The sequence below is a fragment of the Nocardia sp. CDC159 genome, from assembly GCF_023740735.1.
In the GTDB taxonomy this organism is placed as follows: domain Bacteria; phylum Actinomycetota; class Actinomycetes; order Mycobacteriales; family Mycobacteriaceae; genus Nocardia; species Nocardia pulmonis.
The window spans coordinates 426,992-452,283 of record NZ_JAMRXH010000004.1 but is presented as its reverse complement, the minus strand read 5'-3'; the positions used below and the strand labels follow the sequence as shown (position 1 = coordinate 452,283).

Annotated in this window: 29 protein-coding genes; 11 read left to right on the top strand and 18 right to left on the bottom strand. The window is 68.7% G+C overall.

What is annotated here, in order from left to right; genetic code table 11:
• Positions 1 to 972 carry an SCO2521 family protein gene (locus tag NDR87_RS12150; RefSeq protein WP_251911713.1) on the top strand — a complete coding sequence of 324 codons (972 nt, stop codon included), beginning with the start codon at positions 1 to 3 and terminating at the stop codon, positions 970 to 972.
• Here NDR87_RS12150 and NDR87_RS12145 read toward each other — a convergent pair whose 3' ends face one another.
• The 6 genes from NDR87_RS12145 to NDR87_RS12120 all read right to left on the bottom strand — a co-directional run bounded on the left by NDR87_RS12145 (position 973) and on the right by NDR87_RS12120 (position 5,147).
• Positions 973 to 1,794, bottom strand: coding sequence for a hypothetical protein (locus tag NDR87_RS12145; RefSeq protein WP_251911711.1), 822 nt, complete (start codon positions 1,792 to 1,794; stop codon positions 973 to 975). It abuts the gene before it with no gap.
• A 23-nt stretch (positions 1,795 to 1,817) separates the two neighbouring features.
• A complete protein-coding gene (locus NDR87_RS12140) occupies positions 1,818 to 2,279 on the bottom strand; it encodes a GNAT family N-acetyltransferase (RefSeq protein WP_251911710.1) in 462 nt (153 codons plus the stop codon).
• A gap of 92 nt (positions 2,280 to 2,371) precedes the next feature.
• Positions 2,372 to 2,578, bottom strand: coding sequence for a CDGSH iron-sulfur domain-containing protein (locus NDR87_RS12135; protein ID WP_251911709.1), 207 nt, complete (start codon positions 2,576 to 2,578; stop codon positions 2,372 to 2,374).
• Positions 2,556 to 3,212 carry a HemK2/MTQ2 family protein methyltransferase gene (locus NDR87_RS12130; RefSeq protein ID WP_251911708.1) on the bottom strand — a complete coding sequence of 219 codons (657 nt, stop codon included), beginning with the start codon at positions 3,210 to 3,212 and terminating at the stop codon, positions 2,556 to 2,558. The genes NDR87_RS12135 and NDR87_RS12130 overlap by 23 nt, the downstream gene beginning before the upstream one ends.
• 28 nt (positions 3,213 to 3,240) lie before the next feature.
• Complete coding sequence (locus NDR87_RS12125) at positions 3,241 to 4,251, bottom strand: iron-containing redox enzyme family protein (RefSeq protein WP_251911706.1); 1,011 nt, start codon at positions 4,249 to 4,251, stop codon at positions 3,241 to 3,243.
• A gap of 77 nt (positions 4,252 to 4,328) precedes the next feature.
• The gene (locus NDR87_RS12120; protein WP_251911704.1) at positions 4,329 to 5,147 is read right to left on the bottom strand and encodes an alpha/beta fold hydrolase; all 819 of its coding nucleotides are present in this window, start codon (positions 5,145 to 5,147) and stop codon (positions 4,329 to 4,331) included.
• A gap of 160 nt (positions 5,148 to 5,307) precedes the next feature.
• On the opposite strand from NDR87_RS12120, the gene NDR87_RS12115 reads away from it, so the two are divergent.
• Positions 5,308 to 5,952, top strand: a complete 645-nt coding sequence (locus tag NDR87_RS12115) for a class I SAM-dependent methyltransferase (protein ID WP_251911702.1) — start codon at positions 5,308 to 5,310, stop codon at positions 5,950 to 5,952.
• Here the strand turns inward: NDR87_RS12115 and NDR87_RS12110 are convergent.
• Positions 5,936 to 6,955, bottom strand: a complete 1,020-nt coding sequence (locus NDR87_RS12110; protein WP_251911700.1) for an NADP-dependent oxidoreductase — start codon at positions 6,953 to 6,955, stop codon at positions 5,936 to 5,938. The two genes, NDR87_RS12115 and NDR87_RS12110, sit on opposite strands and share 17 nt — an antisense overlap.
• A gap of 85 nt (positions 6,956 to 7,040) precedes the next feature.
• Here NDR87_RS12110 and NDR87_RS12105 point away from each other — a divergent pair, with 85 nt between their 5' ends.
• Together NDR87_RS12105 and NDR87_RS12100 are read left to right on the top strand one after the other, a co-directional pair.
• Positions 7,041 to 7,472, top strand: coding sequence for a pyridoxamine 5'-phosphate oxidase family protein (locus tag NDR87_RS12105; protein ID WP_251911699.1), 432 nt, complete (start codon positions 7,041 to 7,043; stop codon positions 7,470 to 7,472).
• Between the two features lie 99 nt (positions 7,473 to 7,571).
• A complete protein-coding gene (locus NDR87_RS12100; protein ID WP_251911697.1) occupies positions 7,572 to 8,051 on the top strand; it encodes a DUF1579 domain-containing protein in 480 nt (159 codons plus the stop codon).
• On the opposite strand, the gene NDR87_RS12095 is transcribed toward NDR87_RS12100, so the two are convergent.
• The 3 genes from NDR87_RS12095 to NDR87_RS12085 form a co-directional block, all read right to left on the bottom strand.
• On the bottom strand, positions 8,048 to 8,236 hold the full coding sequence (locus NDR87_RS12095; protein WP_251911695.1) for a hypothetical protein: 189 nt from the start codon (positions 8,234 to 8,236) through the stop codon (positions 8,048 to 8,050). The genes NDR87_RS12100 and NDR87_RS12095 overlap by 4 nt on opposite strands.
• A gap of 189 nt (positions 8,237 to 8,425) precedes the next feature.
• On the bottom strand, positions 8,426 to 8,962 hold the full coding sequence (locus NDR87_RS12090) for a sugar O-acetyltransferase (RefSeq protein WP_286013451.1): 537 nt from the start codon (positions 8,960 to 8,962) through the stop codon (positions 8,426 to 8,428).
• A gap of 185 nt (positions 8,963 to 9,147) precedes the next feature.
• Positions 9,148 to 10,116 (bottom strand): class A beta-lactamase-related serine hydrolase, encoded by a 969-nt coding sequence (locus tag NDR87_RS12085; RefSeq protein WP_251911693.1) that lies wholly within the window; start codon positions 10,114 to 10,116, stop codon positions 9,148 to 9,150.
• Between the two features lie 268 nt (positions 10,117 to 10,384).
• On the opposite strand from NDR87_RS12085, the gene NDR87_RS12080 reads away from it, so the two are divergent.
• Positions 10,385 to 11,167 carry an AAC(3) family N-acetyltransferase gene (locus NDR87_RS12080; RefSeq protein ID WP_251911691.1) on the top strand — a complete coding sequence of 261 codons (783 nt, stop codon included), beginning with the start codon at positions 10,385 to 10,387 and terminating at the stop codon, positions 11,165 to 11,167.
• Here NDR87_RS12080 and NDR87_RS12075 read toward each other — a convergent pair.
• Positions 11,148 to 12,020 (bottom strand): LysR family transcriptional regulator, encoded by an 873-nt coding sequence (locus tag NDR87_RS12075; RefSeq protein WP_286013365.1) that lies wholly within the window; start codon positions 12,018 to 12,020, stop codon positions 11,148 to 11,150. The two genes, NDR87_RS12080 and NDR87_RS12075, sit on opposite strands and share 20 nt — an antisense overlap.
• Positions 12,021 to 12,157: 137 nt before the next feature.
• On the opposite strand from NDR87_RS12075, the gene NDR87_RS12065 reads away from it, so the two are divergent.
• Genes NDR87_RS12065 through NDR87_RS12045 form a run of 5 tightly spaced genes read left to right on the top strand, consistent with a single transcriptional unit; the run spans position 12,158 to position 17,594 of the window.
• Positions 12,158 to 13,384, top strand: coding sequence for a CaiB/BaiF CoA-transferase family protein (locus NDR87_RS12065; protein WP_251911689.1), 1,227 nt, complete (start codon positions 12,158 to 12,160; stop codon positions 13,382 to 13,384).
• Between the two features lie 14 nt (positions 13,385 to 13,398).
• The gene (locus NDR87_RS12060) at positions 13,399 to 14,577 is read left to right on the top strand and encodes an acyl-CoA dehydrogenase family protein (protein WP_251911688.1); all 1,179 of its coding nucleotides are present in this window, start codon (positions 13,399 to 13,401) and stop codon (positions 14,575 to 14,577) included.
• Positions 14,578 to 14,588: 11 nt separating this feature from the next.
• Entirely contained in the window at positions 14,589 to 15,764 is a 1,176-nt protein-coding gene (locus NDR87_RS12055; RefSeq protein ID WP_251911687.1) for an acyl-CoA dehydrogenase family protein, read from the top strand.
• Between the two features lie 26 nt (positions 15,765 to 15,790).
• Entirely contained in the window at positions 15,791 to 16,699 is a 909-nt protein-coding gene (locus NDR87_RS12050) for a hypothetical protein (RefSeq protein ID WP_251911684.1), read from the top strand.
• 1 nt (position 16,700) lies between these two features.
• Positions 16,701 to 17,594, top strand: a complete 894-nt coding sequence (locus NDR87_RS12045; RefSeq protein WP_251911682.1) for a 3-hydroxyacyl-CoA dehydrogenase family protein — start codon at positions 16,701 to 16,703, stop codon at positions 17,592 to 17,594.
• A 57-nt stretch (positions 17,595 to 17,651) separates the two neighbouring features.
• Here the strand turns inward: NDR87_RS12045 and NDR87_RS12040 are convergent, their stop codons facing one another.
• The 5 genes from NDR87_RS12040 to NDR87_RS12020 all read right to left on the bottom strand — a co-directional run bounded on the left by NDR87_RS12040 (position 17,652) and on the right by NDR87_RS12020 (position 22,058).
• Positions 17,652 to 18,917 carry an MFS transporter gene (locus NDR87_RS12040; protein ID WP_251911681.1) on the bottom strand — a complete coding sequence of 422 codons (1,266 nt, stop codon included), beginning with the start codon at positions 18,915 to 18,917 and terminating at the stop codon, positions 17,652 to 17,654.
• Positions 18,914 to 20,002, bottom strand: a complete 1,089-nt coding sequence (locus NDR87_RS12035) for a PLP-dependent cysteine synthase family protein (RefSeq protein ID WP_251911679.1) — start codon at positions 20,000 to 20,002, stop codon at positions 18,914 to 18,916. The genes NDR87_RS12040 and NDR87_RS12035 overlap by 4 nt, the downstream gene beginning before the upstream one ends.
• Positions 20,003 to 20,083: 81 nt before the next feature.
• A complete protein-coding gene (locus NDR87_RS12030) occupies positions 20,084 to 20,506 on the bottom strand; it encodes a hypothetical protein (protein WP_251911678.1) in 423 nt (140 codons plus the stop codon).
• 177 nt (positions 20,507 to 20,683) lie between these two features.
• On the bottom strand, positions 20,684 to 21,634 hold the full coding sequence (gene yidC / locus NDR87_RS12025) for a membrane protein insertase YidC (protein ID WP_251911677.1): 951 nt from the start codon (positions 21,632 to 21,634) through the stop codon (positions 20,684 to 20,686).
• Positions 21,635 to 21,737: 103 nt separating this feature from the next.
• Complete coding sequence (locus NDR87_RS12020; protein ID WP_251911675.1) at positions 21,738 to 22,058, bottom strand: DUF6412 domain-containing protein; 321 nt, start codon at positions 22,056 to 22,058, stop codon at positions 21,738 to 21,740.
• An 84-nt stretch (positions 22,059 to 22,142) separates the two neighbouring features.
• Here NDR87_RS12020 and NDR87_RS12015 point away from each other — a divergent pair, with 84 nt between their 5' ends.
• On the top strand, positions 22,143 to 23,102 hold the full coding sequence (locus NDR87_RS12015) for a hypothetical protein (RefSeq protein WP_251911673.1): 960 nt from the start codon (positions 22,143 to 22,145) through the stop codon (positions 23,100 to 23,102).
• Between the two features lie 2 nt (positions 23,103 to 23,104).
• Here the strand turns inward: NDR87_RS12015 and NDR87_RS12010 are convergent, their stop codons facing one another.
• Together NDR87_RS12010 and NDR87_RS12005 are read right to left on the bottom strand one after the other, a co-directional pair.
• Entirely contained in the window at positions 23,105 to 24,250 is a 1,146-nt protein-coding gene (locus NDR87_RS12010) for an acyl-CoA dehydrogenase family protein (RefSeq protein ID WP_251911672.1), read from the bottom strand.
• A gap of 151 nt (positions 24,251 to 24,401) precedes the next feature.
• On the bottom strand, positions 24,402 to 25,262 hold the full coding sequence (locus tag NDR87_RS12005; RefSeq protein WP_251911671.1) for a lysophospholipid acyltransferase family protein: 861 nt from the start codon (positions 25,260 to 25,262) through the stop codon (positions 24,402 to 24,404).
• Positions 25,263 to 25,292 lie beyond the last annotated feature (30 nt).

Here is a 25,292-nt window from a genome sequence, read left to right as displayed (position 1 = left end):
ATGGTGTCCGCCACGCCCCTGGTCGTGCTCGGCGAGGTGCGTACCTGTCTGTTGCCCTCGGCCGCCGCGCTGAGCCGCGACGAGGCGCGCGAATTGCTGACGCTGATGCCGGGCCGGGCGGTGCGGTGGCGGGAACGGCCTGGGACGCTGGCGATTTCGCCGACCAGCGCGGTCGGGGTCGATTGCGACCTGCCGCTGGACGCGGGCGCGGCGCGAATCGTCGGCACGGTGGCGACGCGGGTGACGCTGGTGGGCGGCCGGGTGCTGCAGTCCTCGGCCCACACCCAGGTGGTGCGCGCGGCCGAGCGCCGCCGCCAGACCTGGTCGCACTACCTCAGCCAGAAGGGGGTGACCGAGGTGATCAACCGCATTTCCGATCGCGAGGCCACCGAAATCGCCCTGGCCGAGGGCTATCTCGCCGACGGTCAGCGCCCGGGCACCCTGGACCTGGCCTCGATCAGCGAACGGCTGCTGGCCCGCATCCGCGCCGACGCGCGGCTGGATCAGGCGCCGCCGATGCAGGCGGGTACGACGCGGCTGCGCTGGACCGCGCGCATCGGCCGCCGGGCGGGTCAGACGGTGCGGTTCCACGTGGACGACGACGTCACCCGGTCGGTGCGGGTCACCGTGCGCGAGGAGGCGCATCTGGCCGCGGCGCAACGGTTCTGCGAAGATCTGGCCGCGCACGACTGGCTGCTGACCATCACCGCCGCCGCCTTCGAGGAGGCCGACCGATTCGCCGCGTCCAGTCGCGAACGCCTGGACATCCTGGCCCCGCTGCTGCAGCACATCACCGGTCTGTGGATGCCCGGGGCGCATACCCCGCCGTCACTGCGCGCGCTGTGGAAGGAGATCCAGACCGAGCCCGGCTTCTCCCGGCAGTGGAGCACGCTCACCGATCGGCTGCGCGACAACGTCTCGGTGGCGATGCTGGACGCGTTGCGGCACAAGGCGTTCGACACCGAATGGTGATCACATTCGGAACCACTTGCGCACCAGCAGCGCGAAGAACACCGACATCGATACCGTCCCGGCCCACGACTCCACCGCGAACAGCGGCCGGGCCGCGGCATGCAGATTCTGGGTGTCGCCGGGGCCCAGCGGATTCAGGAAGCTGGTCACGCACATGTAGACGGTCTCGGCCGTGGAGGCGTTGCCCGCCAGCAGCAGTCCGGTCGCGGTGAAGATCACCAGCTGCGCGGCGACCCAGCCGAGCAGCCAGAACGGCCGATATCCGTACCCGCACAGCACATCCGAGATATGCCCGGCCCAGCGCCGCGGCCCGCGCGGATGGGTGCGGGTGCGGGCGCGCGCCAATTCCAGTCCGCACCGGTCCTCCCCGTCCACATCCTCGTTCATCCGGTACAGCGCCATCGCGCGGCGATAGCACAGCACGGCGTGCGATGGCAGCTTGGCGCGCGAGAGCCGAGGACCGAGCCGCTCGTACACCTCGGCCAGCACGGTGCTCTGAATCGCGCTGAGCCGCAACGGTCCACGGAACTCCACCTCGGCCGCCACCAGCGCGGCGAGCAGTGCGCTGGGCACCCGCCAGCCCTCCTCGTCGCGCGCCGGATGCCGCGCGGCCGTGTACAGGTGATCGAACACCAAACCCTCGACGGCGCGCCGCACGCCCGGCGGATTGTATTCGGCCAGTACGGCTTCCACATGGGTGTTGAAGATGTCGAGCAGGTCCCGTTCGGGATGTCCGCCGCGATCGATCTCGGCGGCGTAATCGGCCGCGCGGCGGGCGATGCGCGTGCTGACCGAGGCCACGAACGGGGAGAGCTCGGCCATGGGCGTGCGGTACTTCGAATCGGCTACGGGTGCAGGCGATATTCGTACAGGTCGCGCGGCTCGCCGGGACCGAAGTACCGCTCGTCGTGCGCCACGAAGACGAAACCGGCCTGCTTGAACAGGTTGGAGGCGGGCAGATTGTCCGGTCGCACGGTCAGGTACTCGACCTCGGCGCCGATCGCCCGGCTGCGTTCGAGGGTGTGCTCGAGCAATGCCCGACCGTAGCCACGGCATTGGAACTGTTTGGCCACCGCGAAGGTGAACAGCAGCGCCCGCCCGCCCTTCTCCAGCGTCAACGCGTAGCCGATCACCGCGCCGCCCAGTTCGGCGACCAGCCAATCGGATCCGTGCAGATCGAACAGTTGCCGCAGCATGAGGTACCTGTACGGTTCGCCGAAGACCTCGTCCTCGATGGCCGCGATGTCGTCGAGATCGGTGAAGCGAGCCTGCCGGTAGACCGGCTGCGGAACCTGCGTGCTCTCCATGTGCTCCCTAGCGCCAGGGCATAAGCCGTTCGTTGTCCAGCCTAGACTTCCCCACACCAACCGAGTCAGTTTAGACACCTCACGAGTGGGTGTCAGTCGGGTCGGCGACGTTTGCGGTGGCTGGTGTCGCACAGCGGGAAGGTCTTGGAGCGGCGGCACTGACACAGGGCGACCACGAAGCGGTCGGAGACGACGACGGTCCCGTCGTCGCTCACCAGTTCCACCGGTCCCTCGATCAGCGCGGGGCCGTTCTTGGTGACGACGACGCGACGGCGCTCACGCCTGGGTTCGGTCGGCACGGATCACCACCAATTCCTCGTGTCGGCGCCCGGGCTCGATCAGCCCGGCCGCCTCCAGCCAGCGGGCCCGGCCGCGCAGCACCGGCCCGAACGGGACCGTCGCCCGGGCCACGACCGCGGCCTTGAGTCCGCTCGCGCGCAGCAGGTTCAGCGTCAGGTCGGGATCGCAGATATCGGAGTGCACGATCATCCCCACGCCCCGGCGACGGAGCAGGCGCGGCATCATCAGGCACAGCCGGTCCAGCACGATCCGGCCGTCGGCCCCGGCGTCCCAGGCCAGTTCGGGGCCCGCGGCGGGCAATCCGTGCGGCGAGGGCACATAGGGTGGGTTGGCCAGCACCATATCGAAGCCGTCCTCGGTCACCACGTCGGCGAAATCGCCGCGCCGCAACTCGATTCGGGCGCGGTTGAGCCGGGCGTTGCAGCGGGCGGCGAACACCGCCCGGCGCGCGAGGTCCACGGCCACCACCCGCCGGGCACCCGCCCGGGCGGCCGCGATCGCGACGGCTCCGGTGCCGGTGCAGACCTCGAGCACCGTGCCGTCGCGCGGGACGGGCGCGGTCCGCATGGCCCGAATCAGCAGTTCGGTGTCCGCCTGTGGTCGATAGACGCCGGGTGGGCGAAAGATGATCACATCGCCCGGATAACCGGAATGCCGGAAGTTATCCCTGCGACTGCAATCCCGGTGCCAGTAGGGAGCTACGACCGGCACGCCAGCTGTCCTGCAGCACATGCCGCTCGATGCGGCTCTCCAGCAGATTGGTGACCTGGATGCCAAGCACCACCGACTCGGTGAGGTCGGGTTCGCGGGCGATCAGGTCCGCGATCACGTCGCGGCGCATGACCTGTTCGTGGACGGCGTCGGCCTCGACGTGCTCGGTGTAGAAGAACACGCAGGCCGGATCGGCCGCGAGCCGGGTCAGCGCCTCGGCCATCCGCCGGGCCGCCGGCGGGGAGGTGATCTCCACCGTCGCGAAGTGCCCGACGAGGGCGCCGCGCCAACGCCGGTGCAGGCCGAACAGCGACATCATGTTCACCAGGGCCAGCATGGGCGCGGGCACGACGTCCAGATAGTGCAGATACCCCGAGTTCAGGCCCGCGCCGTCGAGCAGATCGGCGAACAGCTGGGCGTGCACCCGGTCGCCGCGCCCGCCGCCGAACTCGTCGAATTCGACCGCGACCAGCGCGGCCTTGGCCTGACCGCGCAGTCGCGGGATGGCCCAGGCGTACGGGTCGGCCTCCTTGAGGTGATAGATCGAGCGGTGGGCGAAATATTCGCGCATATGCCACCACTCGCCCTCCGCGCGCAGGAACGCGCCGATGCCGGTGGCCTCGACCGGTTCGACGAGCAGTTGCTCCAGTTCGGCGTCGAGGTCGGTCCCGCCCGCGACGTCCGCGCGCAGCGCCGCCAGGAACCGGTTTTCCAGACCGGCACGCCAGCTCAGCAGTCGCGGATCCCATTCCAGCTCCGGGTCCACCCCGGTGAAGCCCTGGTAGTGCAGCTCGTAGCAGGTGTGCAGGGCCAGCTGCAGGTCCTCGCCGTATGGATCCGCCGGTGCCGGGGACACCTCCAGCCGATCGGTTTCCCCGCGCAACAGCGCCACGACCGCGGCGGACAGCTCACCGCGCGGTCGCGGCAGCGCGAGGGTCACCGGTTGGACATCGACCGTCATCGAACACCTCCGAAAGGACCTCCGGGCAGGCGACACCCACCCAGGACGGCACTACCCGGATAGTTGCGGTCGAATCGCTACGCGCCGATCTCGCGTACCCGCTCGCCGACGGAGCTGCCGTCGAGGATGACGCGGGCGACCAATTCCGGCTCGTCCGACATGGGCACGTGACCGCAGCCCGGCAGCGTGATCCAGCGGGTGTGGGCCGGAAGCTGATCGCGGCACTGGCTCACGGCGGGTAACAGCATCAGATCGCGGGTGCCGAACGCCACGGTGATGGGGACCTCCAGCTCCCGGCCGCCCTCGAAGCGCAGCGAGCGGGCATGGTGTACGGCCAGCCGCAGCGCCCGGTGCGAACGGTCCAGATCGCGAATCATGCCGATTCCGGCGCGCTTGGGAATGCGTTCGGGATGCGCGGCCACCAGCGCCAGCCCGGCCAGCCGGACGGGCGCGAGATGCAGCGCCAGACCCCCGACGCCGCGGGTGCACAGCCCGAACAGCAGCGCGGTCTGAAACTGCGCGTACAGCAGCCCCGGCATGCCCGCGCCGCGCCACAGCCCCGCGGGCGCGATGGCCACCACCGAGGCCGCCATGCCCCGCTTGGCGGCTTCCAGCGCGAACCACCCGCCCATCGAATTCCCCGCCAGATCCACCGGACCGTCGAGCCCGAGCCGGGCGAACTCCGCGGCCAGCTGATCCATCACCCAGTCCATCGTGAACTCGGGGTCGTCGGGGAAGGGCGTGCGGCCGAAACCCGGGAAATCCAAGGCGATTACGCGTCGATGCTCGGCAAGGCGGTCGATGACCGGCAACCAGTTGCGCGCCGTGCCGCCCGCCCCGTGCAGCAGCACCAGCGGTCGGCCCGTACCGCGATCGATACGATTCCATTCGGTCATCGCGCCAGCTCCCTCGATGGCAGTGCGAGACGATCGCCAGAATCGTCTCTCGTATCCTCCAGAATGACCCGGTGGCCGGTGCGCCGCCATGGTCGGTACGCGCAAGGTGGGCACGACGGTTTGGTCGCGAGCACAGCGAATGCGGAACGGGATTGTGGACATGGGCGATCAGCACGCGCACTGGGAACTGACCTACCGGGACCATCCGGGGATGTACGGTGCGCAGCCGTCGGCGGCGGCGCGGCACGCCGCGGCGGTGTTCCGGGTGGCGGGTGCGCGGCGAGTGCTCGAACTGGGCAGCGGCCACGGGCGCGATGCGCTGTATCTTGCCGACTCCGGATTCCACGTCACCGCAACCGATTTCAGCTCCGTCGCACTGGAACAGCTGCGCGCGGGCGCGATGGCCCGGGGGCTCGGCGATCGGGTGGCCGCCCTGGAACACGATGTGCGCGAACCGATTCCACTGCCGGACGGCAGCATCGACGCGGTGTTCGCCCACATGCTGCTGTGTATGGCGTTGTCCACCACCCAGATCCGGGATCTGATGGGCGAGATCCGGCGCGTGCTGCGACCGGGCGGCACCCTGGTCTACACCGTCCGCCACACCGGCGACGCGCACTACGGCACCGGCGTGGCGCTGGGCGACGACATCTTCGAACACGGCGGCTTCGCCGTGCACTTCTTCTCCCGGGCGCTCGTCGACGACCTGGCCGAGGGCTGGGACCTGCGGGAGGTCCATCCCTTCGAGGAGGGGGAGCTGCCCCGTCGGCTGTGGCGGGTGACCCAGGTCAGTCGGCGACCTTGACGATCAGCTTGCCGAGGTTCTTGCCGGTCAGCAGGCCCTGGAACGCCTCGACGGCGTGGTCCAGGCCCTCGACGATGTCCTCGAGGTATCGCACGCGGCCGTCGTGCACCCAGCCGCCCATCTCCGACAGGAAGTCCGGGTATTGGTCGGCGACGAATTCGGTCTGGATGAAACCGCGCACGGTCAGGCTCTTGCGCAGGATCGTCGACATGAGCAGGCCCAAACGGTCGGGGCCGGGCGGCGGTTCGGTGGCGTTGTAACCGGCGATCAAGCCGCACACCGGAATTCGGGCGAACGGATTGAGGCGGGGCAGCACGGCGTCGAAGACCGCACCGCCGACATTCTCGAAGTAGACGTCGATGCCGTCCGGGGTAGCGTCGGCGAGCTGCTCGGCGAAATCCTCGGCACGATGGTCGAGCGCGACATCGAAGCCGAACCGATCCTTCAGCAGCGCGACCTTTTTCGGCCCGCCCGCGATACCGACCGTGCGCGCGCCCTTGATCTTGCCGAGCTGCCCGACGGCCGAGCCGACCGGTCCGGTGGCCGCGGCGACGACCAGGGTCTCACCCGGCCGCGGACGACCGATGGTCAGCAATCCGGAGTAGGCCGTGAATCCGGGCATTCCGAGCACGCCGAGCGCGGTGGTGACCGGCGCGACCGCGGGGTCCAGCCGCCGCAGGTGCCTCACCTTTTCCACCGAGTGGCTCTGCCACCCGCCATACCCCAGCACGACGTCGCCGGGTTTCACCGCGTCGTCGTTCGATTCCAGCACCCGCGACACCGTCGCGCCGACCATGGTCTGCCCGATCTGCACCGGCGGCGCATAGGAAGGCGCATCGCTCATTCGCCCGCGCATGTACGGGTCCAGCGACAGATAGCGGGTTTCCAGCAGCGCCTCCCCCGCTCCCGGACCGTCGAGTTCGACGGTCTCGGTCCGGAAATTCTCCTCGGTCGGCATTCCGCTCGGCCGCGCGGCGAGCACGATCCGCGTCGTCTGCACCATCGACTACCGCCTTTCGTCTCGACGAATCTCCGGCCAGTCTGCCACGGTCGGAATATCTCCCGTAGCCACCGGTGTTGCGCCCTGCATGCCGAGACCTTTCACCGAGGACGAGCGCCAGAAATTCCTCGCCGACAAGCATGTGGGCATCCTGTCCGTCGCCGCCGACGACGGCCGCCCGCCGGCGAGCGTCCCGATCTGGTACGACTACGAGCCCGGCGGAAACATCCGCGTCAACACCGGCGCGCAACGCCGCAAGGCCCGGCTCATCCGCGAGGCGGGTGCGGTCACCCTGGCGGTGCACCGGGAGGAGCTGCCCTATCAGTACGTCATCGTCGAGGGCACCGTCGTCGATGCCACCACTCCCTCACCTTTCGAGGTCCGCGCCGCCATCGCCGCCCGCTATCTCGGTCCCGAGCAGGGCCGCGCCTTCGCCGAACGCATCGACGGCAGCGCCAGCGTGCTGTTCACCATCCGTCCCGACCGCTGGTTCACCGCCGACTATTCGGACGAGCTCTGACCTGCTAGATCATCCCGGCATTTCCGTCCGCGTGCCGTCCCGGCGTTGGAAGATGAACACCGGCAAGGCATTCAATGTTTCAGCGCTCGGGAGGACGACATGCAAGAGGCCAAGCCGCAGGCGGAGCACGAGTGGTTGCACCGGCTCATCGGCGAGTGGACCTTCGAAAGCCGGATGGAGCAATCGGAGCCCTTCACCGGAACCGAGGGCGTCGAATCCTTCGGCGACTTCTGGATCCGGTCCGAGGGCCAGGGTCTGGGTCAGGACGGGACGCTCTCGCGGTGGAGCCTCACCCTTACCTACGACCCGCGCCAGGAGAAATACATCGGCACCTGGATCGGCTCGATGAGCCCCCACATGTTCGTCTACGAGGGCACCCGCGACGCCACCGGCAACGTCCTGACCCTCGACTGCGAGGGCCCCTCCATGACGGAGGAGAACAGGACTGCCCGCTACCAGGACATCATCGAACTGGTCGACGACGACCACTGGGTGCTGCGCTCCCAAATGCTCGGCGCGGACGGCACCTGGACCCAGTTCGTGGAAACTCGTTACGAGCGGGCCGCCGCGAACGCCTAGTCCATCGACGCCGCGCCGAAGGCCGCGGCATTCTCCTCCACCCATCGGCGAAACGGTCGCGCCGGTGCACCGGTGACCCGAAAGACCGTGTCGCGCACCCGCAGTAGTTCCTCGTTGAGGTCGCCTCCCGTCAGGTCCAGCACCGCGTCGGCGGCCTCCGCGGTTTTCCGGGTGGCCGAGACCACCGTCGCGGGTCCACCATTCGAGACCTCGCCGTCGATCCTGCAGGGTGAGGATGTCTTTCGGCGCCCGGACGGGAAGTCGGTCAATCGGATCGTCATAGTGGACGAGCGGGACCCGTCGAGCCGCTTCGTCCACATTCAGCTGTTCGATACTTGATCCGCCGGAATACCACCGACCGCTAGAGATTTCCGCTATAGATGTCGGATGATCCGGCACGGATTGCCCGCGGCGAACACCCGCTCCGGTAGGTTCTTCGTGACCACGCTCCCCGCACCGACAACGGTGTTCGCGCCGATCGTGACGCCGGGGCAGACGATGACCCCACCGCCCATCCACACGTTGTCGCCGATGGTGATGGGCGCTGCCGTCTCCCAACGCTGGCGGCGCAGCTCATGGTCATCCATCGGATGCAGGGCCGTCAGCAGCTGGACCCGCGGCCCGATGGATACGTCGTCGCCGATGATCACCGGGGCGCAGTCCATCACGATCGCGTCGTAGTTCAGAAAACTGTTGCGGCCCAACCTGATCAGATAGCCGTAGTCGCATTGGAACCGCGGCATGATCCACGAGCCCTCGCCGATCGCGCCGAGCAGCTTCTCGAGGACCTCGCGACGTTCGGCATCCTCACCCGACCGGGTTGCGTTGAACCGGTCCAACAGCTCCTGACAGGCACGACGCTCCGCAACCAGTTCCGGATCGCTGTCCCGATAGAGCTCCCCGCGCAGCATGCGCTCCTTCTGCGTCACCACCACAACGATCTTGCCCGAACGGCCACACCGACGTTCGGCCGCTCCCGGGGCGTGGAAGGCGCGGGGCTCCTCCTGTCCCGCGGTCACCTCGGGCGAGGGGTCGGCCGACTACGCCGTGGCCAACTCGGCCGACCCCTCCCAACCGGTCACCGCCGGCCCGTGACCTAACGGTTGCCCGTTCCGGACCGCGCGTCCGGGGCGGCGTGGCCGACGGCCTTGGTCAGCAGGGTGATTCGCTGGGCCGAGACCTCCCAGCTGGTGTCCGTCGGTTCGAGGGTCAGGACGACGACGATCTTCTTGTCCTGTATGCCGACGGTGCCGGTGGTGTGCATGGCCCGCTTCTTCAGGTCGATCGCGGGGGCGTCGCCCGGGGCGGAGCGGCGAGTGGGGGCGGACTCGACGATGCCGTCGGGGCTCAGGGTGAACGGTCCGTCGGTGGATCTGCGGATCACGTCGTGGGGAATGCGCGGCGACGGGGCTTCCGGGGTGCAGGCCCCGTCGGGGGCGTCGCCGAAGCCGGACCAGCCCTGTTTCACCGCCCACGGCCGGTCGAAGGCGCGCGGGATGCCGAAGTACTGATCGAACCCGTCCTGGGCGCATTTCGTCGCCTCGTGCAGGTTGCTCATGATGAACTGGCGCACCGCGGGATTGGCCTTGTCGAGAATGTAGCGGTAGACGGTCACCACATCCGCGGCGCTGATGGCGGTGTAGCCCCACATGCCGCGCGAGGCGGGCGGCGCGGTATCGGCGAGGCCGAGCTTCGCGGCCGTCCGCTTCACGATCTCGTCCCATCCGCCCACGACCCACAGATAGCTCGCGGCGTCGTCGTCGCTGGAGCGCAGCATCGCCTGCAGCCGAGCCAGGTCGTCGGCGGGTATGGACTGCGGATCGTGCGATTCCAGATAGTCCAGCGCGATCAGCAGTTTGACCACCGAGGCGGACCGGTACTGCTTGTGCGCGCCGAACTGCACACCCGAGTCGCCGGTCGCGCGATCGAAGACCAGGAAACTGGCCTCCACCCCGGCCGGTATCGCGTCCGCCACCGGATCGGCGGCGACCGGTTGCGCACCGATGCCCGTCAGCGCGGCAACCGCGAACAGCGCCGTGGCCAGCCTGGCCGATGTCGACGACACCGCCCCTCGCCCGAATCGAGTAGCCACCGCACAGAACAACTTTTTCTCCTTGGATCAAGCCGACGCCAGCTGCGTCGGGGTCGCTGCAGCACCCTAGCGTCGAGCCGCCAAGATCGCCAATCCCGTTGTGGCAGTGCATATTACAATACTGGAAACGGCAAGCATACGTCGAGCAAACGCAACGGGCCCCGGTTGCGCGGGGTGTTCGGGGCGCCGAACCGACCGGAAAACAGATGCCGCCGAACAAATCCTGTGGTTGCTTGGGCGGATGATCTCACGCGACGAACTCGAGCGGCAGCTTCGAACGCTGGGCGTGGCGGCCGGGGCCGTGCTGATCGTGCACATCTCCTTCCGTGCGGTCGGACCGGTCGAGGGCGGACCGCACGGGCTGATCGATGCGCTGCGCGCCGTCCTCGGCGAGCGGGGCACACTCGTCATGCCGTCCATGACGGGCGGCGGCACGCAGCCGTACGATCCGGCCCGAACACCCACCGACGGCATGGGCATTGTGGCCGAGACGTTTTGGCGGCTACCGGGCGTGCTGCGCGGCGATCATCCGACCTCCACCTTCGCGGCAGCCGGACGCCACGCATCGAAACTGACCGCGCCACAACCATTGTCACCGCCACACGGATTGGACAGTCCCGTCGGCCGAGCCTACGAGCTGAACGGCTCGGTGCTGCTGCTCGGCGTCGGGCACAGCGAGAACACCACGATGCACCTCGCGGAGGATCTGGCCGAGGTGCCATACCGCTCCACCGACACCGCGACCACCGCGGACGGCCGCACCGTCACCATCGAAGAACCCAACCACTGCTGCCGAGGTTTCGTGATCGCCGACCACTGGCTGCGCCAACGAAACGCCCAGCGCGAGGGAACAATCGGCACCGCACACGCGAGGCTGTTCGCCGCCCGCGATCTCATCGACACCGTCGTCCCCCGCCTGCGGGCCGATCCCCTGATGCTGCTGTGCGCGCCGAACACCGGGTGCGGCGAATGCGACGAGGCTCACGCCAGCGCGCACACCCGCCTCACTCCCCCGACACGGTGAGAAAGGCGTCGACGATCGGGCTCAGCGACGTGTCCTCCGAACGGCGCACGAGATAGGTGGTCAGGCTCAGCTCGACGCCGGTGAACGGCAACACCGCGAATCCGCGGCGCTCGGCCTCGCACGCGAGATCCGATTCGAGGGGCACGATCACGAACCGCTTCTCGTTCGCCAGCAGCAGATGCATACCGCCACTGTCGGAGAAGCGCAGCGCCGAATCGGTGATGATGCCCAAATCGACCAGATTGTGCCGATTGAGCTGCGACAGCTCCCAGTGCTTGGGGCCCAGCAGATGCGTGAAACCGCGTAAATCCGCCAGCCGCAACGACTTTCGATCCGGAAAGTGGCTCGCGTCGAGCACCGCCGCCAGCGACTCGGTGTAGAGCAGCGTGGTGTTCAGCGCGCTGTGCACGGCGGGCACATGCGAGAAGACGATATCGGTGTTCCGCGCCAGCAACTCCGCCTCCATGCTCAGCGACGGCATCTGACGCACCTCGACGCGATGCTCGGGTCCGAGTTCGCGGATCACCGCGGCGATCTGGGTGCGATGGCGCGGATTGAGCGCGTCGGGAATGGCGATCCGGACGCGAGTCACGGCCGCCGGCATGCGGACCACCGACGGCAGCGCGTCGAACTCGGCGACGAGCCGAGTGGCCACCGGCAGCAGCGCCTCGCCCGCGGGGGTCAGCCGGGTGTGGTGGGTGGACCGGTCGAACAGGGGCCTGCCCAGCTCCTTCTCCAGCGCCTTGATCCGCTGACTGAGCGGCGGCACCGACATGCGCAGCGTCTCGGCCGCCTTGGTGAAGTTCAGCTCGCGGGCGACGGCGAGAAAGTAGCGCAGGTGCCGGATCTCCATGCCTGGCATATTAACCACGCCGGGCGGTGTTATCGCTGTGGTCATACCGTTGCCGATAAAAACGGTCATTCCTTCGAGGGCGGGTCCTGCCTAATGTCGGGAGCGGAAAAGTCGGATCGGATGAAAGAGCTCACGCAATGCCTGCCGCAGATCTCGATCTCGCCCAGAACTCCGCCGCCCTGAATTTCGGCGGCGCGCCCACCGGCCCGCTCGCCGGTGTAAGGATCGTCGACCTCTCGACGGTTGTCATGGGCCCGTTCGCAACTCAGCTCCTCGGCGATCTGGGCGCGGATGTGATCAGAATCGAGCCGCCGTACGACAACGCCCGTTATTCCCCGGGCGATATCGGCCGCACCTCGGGTATGGCTCCGCTTTTCCTGAATGTCAACAGAAACAAGCGCAGTATCGCATTGAATTTGAAGAGCGACGACGATCGCGCCACGCTCGAGGAATTGCTCGAGACCGCCGACGTCTTCGTCACCAATATGCGCCTGCAGGCGCTGACCCGGCTCGGCCTGGACTACGAGCAGATCCACGAGCGGTTCCCGACGCTGATCTACGCGCACGCCCAGGGCTTCCATTCGGCATCCTCGCGCGGCGCCCGCCCGGCCTACGACGAGGTGATCCAGGCCGTGAGCGGCCTGGTGAATCTGCAGGAACGCGCCCACGGCACGCTGCAGTACCTGCCGACCTTCGTCGGGGACAAGGTGGCCTCGCTGTATCTGGCCATCGGCGTGGTGGCCGCGCTGTACCACCGCCGCGCGACCGGCACGGGCCAGCGCATCGAGCTGCCGATGGCCGATGCGCTCATCTCCTGGACCGCGGTGGAACATCTGGCAGGCACCACCTACCGGCCGGCGACCGCCCCGGCGGGCAACCCGCTGAGCCTGATCGGCGAGCACGCCGCGATGCGCACCAAGGACGGCGCGATCGCCGCGGTCGCCTACACCTATCACGACATCAAACGCCTGCTCATCGGCGCGGGATGCGACGATCTCGCGGCCGACCCGCGCTGGGACAGCACCGAGATCGACACCGCGACCTTCGTGGCCGGACTGCGGGCGGTCTTCGAACATTCGGCGACGAAGACCACGGCCGAATGGGAGGCCTATCTGCAGGCCAACGACATTCCCTACGGCGTCGTCGTCGATATCGCGGAGCTGCCCGACGACCCCTATGTCCAGGAGCGGGGCCTGATCGTCGAGGCCGAGCACCCCACCGAGGGCCGGATCCGGATGATCGCCAATCCCCTGCGCTTTTCCGAGACACCGGTCGACATCCGCAGGCACGCCGAACGTCCGGGCCAGAGCACCGACGAGGTCCTCGCCGGGTTGCGCCGCGCGGCCGCGGCCCATTCGAACTGAGCAAGAAAGGCATCATGAATCTCGAATTGAGCCCGCAGGACATCGAATTCCGCGACGAGCTGCGCGAGGTGTTCCTGGGCAAGATCCCCGAAGACGTGCGCACCCGTTCGGCCCTGGGCCGGACCACGCGCGAGGACATCGTGACCACGCAGCGGATCCTGAACGAGCACGGCCTCGCGGTCCCGCACTGGCCGGTCGCCTGGGGCGGCAAGGATTGGACGCCGACCCAATCCCACATCTACACCACCGAACTGCAGCGCGCCGCGGTCCCGCCGCCGCTGGCCTTCAACGTGAGCATGGTCGGCCCGATCATCGCCGAATTCGGCAGCGAGGAACAGAAGAAGAAGTTTCTGCCCGCCACCGCGAATCTGGATATCTGGTGGTCGCAGGGCTTTTCCGAACCCGAGGCGGGCTCGGATCTGGCCGGGCTGAAGACCACCGCCCGCCGCGACGGCGACGACTACATCGTCAACGGTCAGAAGACCTGGACCACCCTGGGCCAGTACGGCGACTGGATGTTCCTGCTCGCCCGCACCGATCCGGAGGCCCGCAAACAGCAGGGCATCTCGTTCCTGCTGCTCGATCTGGACACCCCCGGCATCGAGCGCCGCCCGATCCGGCTCATCGACGGCGGCTACGAGGTCAACGAATTCTTCTTCGACAACGTCCGCGTGCCCGCGCAGAACCTGGTCGGCGCGGAGAACAAGGGCTGGACGTATGCGAAGTTCCTGCTCGGCAACGAGCGCAACAGCATCGCCCAGACCGGCACGGCCCAGCGGTTGTTCGCCGACCTCGTGCGCTACGCCGAATCCCGGCACGTCGGGGTGGCGGCGCTGGCCGACGATCCGGACTTCCGGTCCCGGCTGTACGCGGTGAAGCTGCGCCTGCTGGCGCTCGAGGCCACCGAACTGCGCGTCACGGGGGCGTCCGAGAACGGTCAGCCCAGCCCCGCCTCGTCACTGCTGAAACTGGAGGGCACCCGGGCCCTGCAGGAACTGTCGGCGCTGCGCCTGCAGGCCGCCGGATCCGACGCGCTGCTGGTAGCCGACGACGAGTCGGCGCTGGATCCGGCGATTCCCGCCGCCAGCGCGCTCGCGAGCGAGCACTACCTGAACCTGCGCAAGCTGTCGATCTTCGGCGGCTCCAACGAGATCCAGCGCGGCGTCATCGCCAAGACCATTCTCGGGCTGTGAGGAGAACAGCAATGCAACTCGAACCCAACGACGACCAGAAACTGCTACTGGACAGCGCCGATGCAATGTTCGCGCGGCACTACAAGCCCGGCTTCCGAGCCACCGCCGTCGCCTCGGCGACCGGCTGGAGCGATGCGGTCTGGCAGGCGAGCACCGAACTGGGCCTGACCACCCTCACCATCGACGACGAATTCGGCGGCGCCGCGGCGGGTCCCGCGGAGGTGTATGTGGTGCAGCAGGCGATCGGCAGGCATGCGGCGGTGGAGCCGCTGCTGGACGGCGTCTATCTGCCCTCCTGGCTGATCGCCGCGCTCGGCTCGGACGAGCAGCGCGACGAGTTGCTGCCCACGCTGGCCAACGGGACCGCGATCGGCGCGGTCGCGGTTGCCGAACCCGGCCGGGAATGGGACGCCCTGCCCGCGGTGACCGCCGAACGGTCCGAACTGGGCGGTCCGGTGTGGCTGTCCGGCGTGAAATCGCCGGTGGCGCGGGCGGATCGGGCGACGTTCTTCCTCGTCACCGCCACCGACACGGCGGGCGTCCTCGGCGTCTATCTGGTCGCCGCCGACGCCCCGGGCATCACCCGCGGCGATGGCCGGACCACCGATTGGACCCACGCGTCCCGGATGAGCTTCGATCGCACCCCGGCCACCGCGCTGGGGCAGCCCGGACGGGTGGCCGCGCAGGCGGTCGATCTCGCCTTCGCCCGCGCCCGCGTCGCGCTGCTCGGTGAGGCGGTCGGACTGATGGAATCGGCGCTGGGCCAGACCGTGGAATATCTGAAGTCCCGCAAGCAATTCGGTGTGCCGCTCTCGGCGTTCCAGGCGCTGGTGCACCGCGCGGCGGATCTGTACGCGCAGATCGAGCTGGCCCGCTCGATCGCGCTGTGGGCGACCGCCACGCTGGAGGCGTCGGACGACGCGGCGGCCGCGGCGGCCGCGGCCGACGACGGGTTCGTCTTCGTGGCCGAGACCGCGCGGCTGGTGGCCGAGGAGGCCGTGCAGCTGCACGGCGGCATCGGCATGACCTTCGAGACGGCGGTCAGCCACTACGCGGCCCGGCTCACCGCGATCGGGCAGTCCTTCGGCGGCAGTACCGCGGCCCGTCGCCGCGCGCTGAACTCGCCGTCACCGCTCATCCCGCCCAGTGCCCTGCGCAATGCCGATCGGGCGCTGCTTCCGGCGTAACCACCCGCTCACCCGAGGAGTCCCGCATGTTCACGTCCCTGCTGGTGCTCGGCATCGCCTCCGGCACGATCGAGCGAATCGACCTGTCGGACAACAGCGTTCGCACCATTGTCGACGACACCGGGCCCGCCCCGGACGGCCTGGTCGTCGATCCGGGTGCCGATCGTATGTACTGGACGACCATGGGATTGCCGCGCGCGGTATCCGGCGGCGGGGAGCCGGACTTCTCCCAACCCAACGGCTCGCTGTGGTCGGCCCGGCTGGACGGGTCCGACCGGCGCGAGGTGGTGCCGGTCGGCGCGCTCACGACCGGCAAGCAGCTCACCGCCGACCTCGCGGCGCAGCGACTGTACTGGTCCGATCGCGAGGGCTGCCGAGTCAGCCGCGTCGACACCGACGGGACCGGCCGGATCGATCTGGTCGTGAACGCGCCCACCGCGGACAAGACCGCCGAATGCGTCGGTGTGGCGGTCGATCCCGACGCCGGATATCTGTACTGGACGCAGAAGGGTCCCGCCAAGGGTGGGCGCGGGGCGATCCTGCGGGCCGGGCTGGACATCCCGCTGGGTGAAACCGCCGCGCACCGGTCGGATATCGAAATCCTCTGGGACGGACTGCCCGAACCGATCGATCTGCATATCGATCCGGCGGCCGGCGTCCTGTACTGGACCGATCGCGGCGCCGAGCCGTGGGGAAATACGTTGAACCGCGCGCCGCTTCCGGGCAAGAACGAGGTCGGCGCGCATCCGGAGATTCTGGCGCGCGGGTTCGAGGAGGCCATCGGGCTGGCCGTGGACACCGACGCGGGACTGGCCTACGTCACCGATCTGGCGGGGACGGTGCGCGCGGTGCCACTCGATCCCTCCTCCGGCGCAACGGAATTCGTCGTCGCCCGTTTTCCCGGGCGACCGCTGACAGGAATCGCAGGTATCTGATATGAGCACACTCGCCGTCATCGGCGCGGGCGTGATCGGCCTGTCCTGGGCCCGGCTCGCCCGCGAGCACGACTGGGACGTCACGATCTATGATCCGCGCGACGATATCGCCGATGTGGTGGCCGCCGAACTGGGCGACGATCCGCGGGTGCGGGTGGTCGCCGACATCGCGGCGGCGGTGGCCGAGGCGGATCTGGTGCAGGAGAACGGACCCGAACGGCTGCCGATCAAACAGGATCTGTTCGCCCGCGTCATCGCCCACGCCCGGCCCGATGCCGTACTGGCGACCTCGAGTTCTTCGATCACGGCCACGCTGATCACCGCCGGGCTCGAGCACGCCTCCCGGGTGCTGGTCGGGCACCCGTTCAATCCGCCCGAGCTCATGCCGCTGGTCGAGGTGGTGCCCGGCCGCGACACCGACGACGAGGCCACCAAGCGCGCGGTCGAACTGTACGAGCGTCTCGGCCGGGTTCCCGTGGTCATTCACCGGGAGATGCCCGGCTTCGTGGCCAACCGGCTCCAGGGCGCGCTGTCCCGCGAGGCCGTCTACCTCGTACAGCAGGGCGTGGTCTCCCCGGCCGATCTCGATGTGATCATGCGCAATTCGCTGGGCCTGCGCTGGGCCACCATCGGCCCGTTCGAGGGCAATGTCCTCGGCGGCGGCCCCGGCGGCATCCGCCACCTGTACGCGGGCGTCGGTGCGGAAACCTCGAAAATCGAATTCGGCTCCCCGGCAACCGATCCCGACCAGATGGAAAAGGTGATCAGCCAGGTCGAGCAGACCTACGGCACCGGCACCGAAGCCTTCGACCGCCTACGCCGCCAGCGCGACACCCGCACCCGCGCGGTGCTCGCCGCCCTGCGCACGGCCGACGGCGACGACAGCGGGCGCTGATCGACAGCAACGAGCAGGTCCCGGGCGGACGGTCCCCGCGGCCGCCCGCCCGCGACCTCACCGACCGCCGGAACCTGTTGCCGCGACGGGGATTGCGGCCGCCGACGCGGGGTGGCGATCGAGGCGGTGCAGCGCTAGGGCCGCCACCGCTCCGATGACGGTCAACCCGCCCCATACCGCCCAGTCGATGCCGTGGTCGCGCGCAGCGCCGAGCACCGCACCCGTCGCCAGGTTGCCGATCAGGATGCCGACACCCACCACGGTGTTGTAGAAGCCGTAGTGGGTGGCAACCAGGCGCCCCCCGGACAGCTCGACCACGGTGTCCATTTCGAACGGGAACACCGCCGCGGTGCCGATGGCCAGCAGCGCCGCCGAGAGCAGCAGCGCCGCAACGGCGGTCGTGGTTCCGAATCGGTGCGGCCCGGGGATCGCCAGCAAGGGCAGGAATGCCGCCGCCAGCACCGTCAGGCCGACCACCAGACTGCGGCCGCTGCCCCAGCGAGCGCGCAACCACGCCGTGATCCGCAGCTGCCCGGCGACCGCGATCAGCCCCGACACCACGAACAGCGCCGAGGTCACCGCTTGCGCATGTGCCCCGGCGACGTATTCGGCCTGCAACGGCAGGGCCAGATACACCTGGAACGACAGCACATACGATCCGATCATCGCCGCGGCAAAGGCCACGAACCGGCGATTGGACACCACCGTCCGCCAATCCTCGAGCACCGAGGTGGGCGCGGCGGGCTCGCTCGCCCGGCGGGCCGGAAGCGCGCACAGCTGCGCCACCGTCAGCACCGCGAACACCACCGCCGCCACGGCCGCCGTCACTCGGAAGTCCAACGCCACCAGGGCCAAACCGACCAGCGGTCCGGCCAGAATCCCGGCCTGGTAGAAGATGTTGAACAGCGCGAACGCCGCCACCCGGCGCTCCCCCGCGTCGGCGGCCAGATACGCGCGCACCGCGGGATTGAACAGCGCCCCGGCGAAACCCGTTGCCGCCGAGGCGATCAGCAGGCCCGGCAGCGAGGTGGCGTAGATCAGCAGCGCGAAACCGCCGGTGCGCAACAGGCATCCAGCCACGATCAGCGGCTTGTAGCCGAGCCGATCGGCCAGCGTCCCACCGATCAGAAACATGCCCTGCTGGGAGAAGTTGCGCACCCCGAGCACCAGGCCCACCGCCCAGGCCGCCAAACCAAGTGGGCCGGACAGATATCCGGCCAGATACGGCATCAGCATGTAGAAGCCGAGGTTGATGCCGAACTGGTTGATCATCAGCAGCCGGGCGGCCGGATCGAAGCTACGAAATCCCGACAGTGCGTTCACCGGACCTCCCGATCGACGACGGTGGCCGGATCCACCACGGTGGTGCACCGGGTCCACGACCCCACGACCCGCTCGCACGGATGGCCGATCGTATCGGGCCCGACGGGCGGTTCGATGCCCAGCAGCCCGTGTTCGCGGCAGTAGTCGTCGTTGTAGACGGTGTCGAAATAGCGGTGCGGCCCGTCCGGGAACACCGCGGCGATGCGCGTCCCGGCGTCGTGTGCGCGCGCCGCCCACCCGGCGACCAGCGCCACCGCCCCGACACTCCAGCCGCCGCTGGCGTGATAGGCCCCGGCCAGGGCCCGGCAGGCCCAGACCGCCTCCGCCGGTGCGACCCAATGGATTTCGTCGAATGCGGCGTAGTCGACATTGCGCGGATGGATACTCGAGCCGAGTCCGCGCATCAGGCGCGGACCGGCGGGTTGCCCGAAGATGGTCGAGGCGACGGTGTCGACGCCGATCAATTTCATATCCGGGACGAACCGGCGCAGCACCCGCGCCACCCCGGCCGAATGGCCGCCGGTGCCCACCGCGCACACCAGCACGTCCACCCTGCCCAGCTGATCGATGAGCTCGAGCGCCAGGGATTCGTAGCCCGCCACATTGTCCGGGTTGCTGTACTGATCGGGGCACCAGGCGGTGCGGTCGCGCGCGAGCAGATCGGCCACGCGGACGCGCCGGGCCTCCTGCCAGCCGCCGACCGGATGCGGCTCGGTGACCAACTCCACCCGCGCGCCGTAGGCGGCGAGCATGCGGGCCACGAGCGGCTCCATCCCGGTGTCGGTCACCACCGTCACCGGATGATCGAAGACCAGCCCGGCCAGCGCCAGTCCCAAACCCAATGTGCCGCTGGTCGATTCGATGATCCGGGCGCCGGGCACGAGATCGCCGCGCTGTCGCGCGCGGTCCACCATGTGCAGCGCGGGGCGATCCTTCATCCCGCCGGGGTTGAATCCCTCCAGCTTTGCCCAGAATCCGCGGCCCGCCGGGGCCAGCGGGGCGCCGATCCACAGCACCGGCGTATTGCCCACGAGGGCGTGCGGCCGCCGGGCCGCGGCGGGCGAGTCGAGCACAACCTTGTCCATCACTGCCACCTTCTGTATCGAATTGCGCGGACGGCGGACACCGGCCGACCCGGCATGGCGGGTCGGCCTGGCGCTGACCGATCAGCGTCGGGCGATACAGATCTGGGTGAGGATGGCGCGGCCGTCCAGCGGAGCACCGGCGGCGACGGGCGGCCCGCGCGAGTCGATGGCGCAGGCCGCTGCGACGGACGCCGCCACGAGCACGATCACCGCGAGCAGCGCGAGAAGCCGCGGCGGCAGCGCCTTTCCCGGTTCGGCGGGCAGCACCGAATCGGGCAGATGACGTCCCAGATGCACGGGACAGCGCGAATCGGCGGGATGGTGGGTGAGACAGTGCGACGGTTCGTGCGGCGCGACGGCGACCCGGGCCGCCACGGAATTGCCCGCATGGCGATGGGTCAGCTGCCCGGCCCACGAACAGTCGAAGACCGGCGTCAGCACCGCGAGCGCCAGCAACAGCGCCCAGCCGCCCCAGCGCCGCCGACCGGCAGGGCGTACCGCCACCCCGCCCACCTCGCACCCTCCCGTCGTCGAATCATCAGGAAACGCAACGTGTTACAAGTGCTTCGAACTACTACCCTACAGGGGTATAGTACCCCTGAGGGGTTGCCACGCCACCACCATACAAGGTTGGGCGCGGTCCGCAAGCCCTTCGCTACGCCGCCCGACGGCACCGGGAGGTCAGCCTCGCCCGGCCTTCCCGCGGCGGCGGCCCGATTGCCGCCGAGCCGCCGGGCGGGCGCCGGGTTTCGGCGCGGCGGCGGCCCGGCGTTCGGCGGCCGCGACCTGTTTCGCGATGTCCTCGCGGTCGAGTCGGGCGTAGATCAGGTGCTGCTGGCCGTAGGTCCACAGATTGTTGCCCACCCAGTACAGCAGCACCGCGATCATCAGCACCGGCCCGGCCAGCAGCGCACCGAGCGGGAACACCCACAGCAGCAGCCGGTTCATCAGCTCCGCCTGCGGATTCGGCTCGGCCGCCCGGCGCTGCCGCGCGATCGAGGCCCGCGCGTTGAAATGGGTGGCGAGCGCGGCGAGGAGCATCAGCGGAATCGCCACCGCGGCAATGGTTGTCGTCGACGGGATCCCGCCGAACTGCGCGAACGAGGCGAGGGTGGGGTGCGGGGTGGTGATGGCCGCCGAGATCGGCGCGCCGAACAGCCGAGCGCCGAGGAAGGACTGCACGTCGCCCACGCCGAAGACGTAGTTCGGGGTGTGGGCGTTCGTCTCGGGACTCATACCGAGCCCACCGAAGCCGGTGCCGGTGCGATTGAACGACTTCAGCACGTGCAGCAGTCCGATGAACACCGGGGCCTGCACGAGGGCGGGCAGGAAGGCCAGGAACGGGTTGAAACCGTTCTCCCGCTGTATTTTTCGCATTTCGACGGCCTGGCGCTGCAGATCGTCCGGAAAGCGCTTGCGCAGCGCCCGGATGCGCGGTTGCAGCTCCTGCAGCTGCCGGGCCGTGCGGAGCTGCCGCAGCGCGGGCCGCACCAGCAGGGCACGCAGGGTGAAGACCAGGAACACCACGGCCAGGGCCCAGGCCAAACCGCTGTCCGGGCCGAGGACGAACCCGAAGATCCTGTGCCAGAACCAGAGTATGGCGGAGACGGGGTAATAGATGAAATCGAGCATCGAACACCTCGGACGGCATGCGGGAATTCCTCATGCCGGGAAAGCGCCACCACGGAATGGGGCGAAATGAATGGGGACGGTCGGATGCCGCTACCGAAATCGGCTACGCGGCGGCCGGGACCCGTCCGGGTGCCCGAGGCAGGCGAGGGCGGCCGGGTGTATCGGGGGCGCTCTGGCGGCGGAACGCGCCCCGCAGGCGTCGCTCTTCGCGGGGTTCGGCGCAACGCCGCCTGGCCAGCAGCCGCAGCGGAGGCCGGGAACCGCAGGCCACGGCGGCGAGCAGCAGGGCCAGCGCGACACCCGCGCCGATCATCGCCGAGGCGCCGTCCACCAGGACGGTCGCGGTGATCGCCAGCAACAACACGGTGACCCACGCGGGCAGCAGCGCCGCCGCACTTCGCGGGGCGAGCCGGAACCGTGTCATACAAAGCAGAGTACCGTGGAGATCAGGGGGAGGGGTTTCGCAAACCAGCTCGCTCCGGGGCCGATTTCCATTGATGAGGCAGCAATGGTCGACTCGCTCTTCGCCGACGTATCCGAATACCAGGTACCGGTCGACGACTCCTACCCGTATCAGATCTTCTCGCTACGCTCCAACGACGGCACCTATCGCGACCACAACTTCTTCCAGAACTACGCGTGGTCCGCGGCCGCCGCCGATTCGGGGCGGCTGGCGTGTTTCATCGTCTACTTCTACTGGCGGCCGAACTGGCTCGACACCATCAACACTCATCGCGCCATGATCGCCGACGCGGGCGGCCCGCATCCGAAGATGATCTCGATGGTCGATGTGGAATCGGGTAGCGGCAATCCGAGCGGCGACCAGTCCGACGGCATCAACCGCGCCTACTGGGGTATGGCAGACTGGCTCGGCTCCACCCTGCGGGTCATCGGTTACGCCAACCGCCACGACTTCTTCACCATGTGGCCGGTTCGCCCCGAGGGCCTGCGGGTGATCGGCGCGGGCTACGGCCGCAACCCCAACCTCCCCGGCCAGATCGCCCACCAGTACACCGACGGCAGCGGCTGGGGCGGCGGCCTCCCCGAGGGCGCCCCACCATTCGGCAACTGCGATATGAACGCCGCCAACGGCTACACCCCCGAGGCCTTCGCCGCCGACTGCGGGGTCGGCGCGGCGGCCCTGGATCCCCTGGCAGACATGTGGATTCAATTCATGGGCCCCGGCGGCCAGGGCTGGCCTCAACTGGGCAACCACACCCTGGTCGACGCCGTGGCCGCCATCGGCCAGGCCCTCGACATCCCCGGCTTCCACCCCGGCCCTCGCCCCACCCGCACCCCCCTGCCCCGCGACGCCGCCGCCCGCATCCGAGCCGAATGGACCCAACTACTCGGCACCCACGGCACCGGCCTCCCCCAACTGGGCAACCGCTCCCTGGTGGACGCCATCGCCGCCATCGGCCGAAAGCTCGACATCGACTGCTTCCGGCCCGACGACGAGAGGTCTTGACTTCAGGACAGTTTCAAGCTGCGGCCGATGATTTCCTTCATGATTTCGGTGGTGCCGCCGTAGATGGTTTGGACTCGAGCGTCCATATAGGCCTTGGCGATGGGGTATTCGCGCATGTAGCCGTAGCCGCCGTGGAGTTGGAGGCATTTGGTGATGAGGTCGAGTTGTTCCTCGGTGCTCCACCATTTCGCCATGGCGGCCTCCTCGGCGGTCAGCTTCTGCTGGTTGAGCAGTTCGATGCAGCGGTCGACGAAGACGCGGACGGCGGTGGTCTTGGTGGCCAGTTCGGCGAGGACGAAGCGGGTGTTCTGCTGGGCGCCGATGGGCTTGCCGAAGGCCTTGCGGTCGCGGACGTACTGGATCGTGGAGTCCAGACAGCCCTCCATGGCGGCGGCGGCCATGACGGCGATGGACAGCCGCTCCTGGGGCAGGTTCTGCATGAGGTGGATGAAGCCCTGGCCCTCGGTGCCGAGCAGGTTCTCGGCGGGCACCCGCACGTCAGTGAAGCTGAGTTCGGCGGTGTCCTGCGCCTTCAGCCCGATCTTGTCCAGATTGCGGCCGCGCTCGAAACCGGGCATGCCGCGCTCGACGACCAGCAGCGAGAAGCCCAGCGCGCCCTTCTCCGGATCGGTCTGGGCGACGACGATGACGATATCGGAGTTGATGCCGTTGGTGATGAAGGTCTTGGCGCCGTTGAGGACCCAGTCGTCACCGTCCTTGACGGCACGGGTCTTGATGCCCTGCAGATCCGATCCGGTGCCCGGCTCGGTCATGGCGATGGCGGTGATGATCTCACCGGAACAGAAGCCGGGCAGCCAGCGCCGCTTCTGCTCCGCATTGGCCAGCTCCAGCAGATACGGCGCGATGACGTCGTTGTGCAGCCCGAAACCCAGGCCGGAGAACTGCCCGCGGGTCACCTCCTCGGTGACGATGGCGTTGTAGCGGAAGTCCTGTACACCCCCGCCGCCGTACTCCTCGGGCACGGCCATCCCCAGGAACCCCTGCTTACCGGCCTCCAGCCAGACCTCGCGGTCGACGATGCCCTGCTCTTCCCACTTCGCGTGATTGGGCGCCACATGCTGATCGAGAAACTTTCGGAACGACTCCCGGAACAGCTCGTGTTCGGGTTCGAAAAGGGTGCGCTCCACGCCAACCTCCTAGTGACCACATCGGCACTCCGCCTTGCCCATACGGTACCCGGAAGTCGAATCGTCGTTCACTTCGGATATCAAAAAAATACCCTCACCTGGCGAGGCGAGGGTGAGGCCGACGGCGTTGGCGACCTGAACACCGGTAAACCTAAAACCCCACGGCCGAGCGCATCCGACCCCACAGCGTGCGACCGGAGTCGCGTTCGCGCTCGTCGAGCAGGAACTTGATCTCCTCCTCGAGCGCCTTGCGCACCACCACCTGCAGATCCGCGGCGGCGGCGTCCAGATCGTCGTCGTCGCGCCACGACCCGGTCTCGATGGGCGAGCCGACCGAGTAGTAGAACCGCTCCGGCCGCGGAATCCAGGTGGGGCCCAACCCGCGCATGAGCGGCGGGGTGAGCTCGCGGCGGATACCCAGCGCCTCGACGGTGCGGCGCAGCGGCCACATGACCGGATGATCACCGTCGAAGACGACATCGAAGACATCGTCCGCGCCGATCATCGCCACCGGCAGGATCGGCGCGCCCGCCTCGATGGCCATGCGGGCGAAACCGGTGCGCCCCTCCCACTTGAGCACGTACTTCTCGCCCTTGCGACGCATGGCTTCCCGGCCCCCGCCCGGGAAGACGATGACCGCCTCGCCGTTGGCCAGCAGCGTGCGGCAGTTGGCGCGGGTGCCGCGCACACTACCCATCCGATGCACCAGATCGCGCACCGGCGGCACGCGCATCAGCACGTTCTCCGCCAGCCCGCGCACCAATCGGCCCCGCCGGACCAGGATCTCGTGCACCAGCAGCGGGGCGTCGACGCCGCCGAGCAGGGTGTGGTTGCCGACCAGCAGCACCGGCCCCTCGTCGGGGATATTGTCCAGCCCGTAGAAGCGCGGACTGGTCCAGGCTCGCACGGGCGCGGTGATCGAATCGGCGATCAGCCGATCGATCTCCCCCCAGGACATGTGCAACGGCGCCCCGTCGCTGAGTGGCGTTGCGGTGGCATCGTTTCCAGACAAAAGCGCCCTCCCTGCAGTCGTTTTCAATAA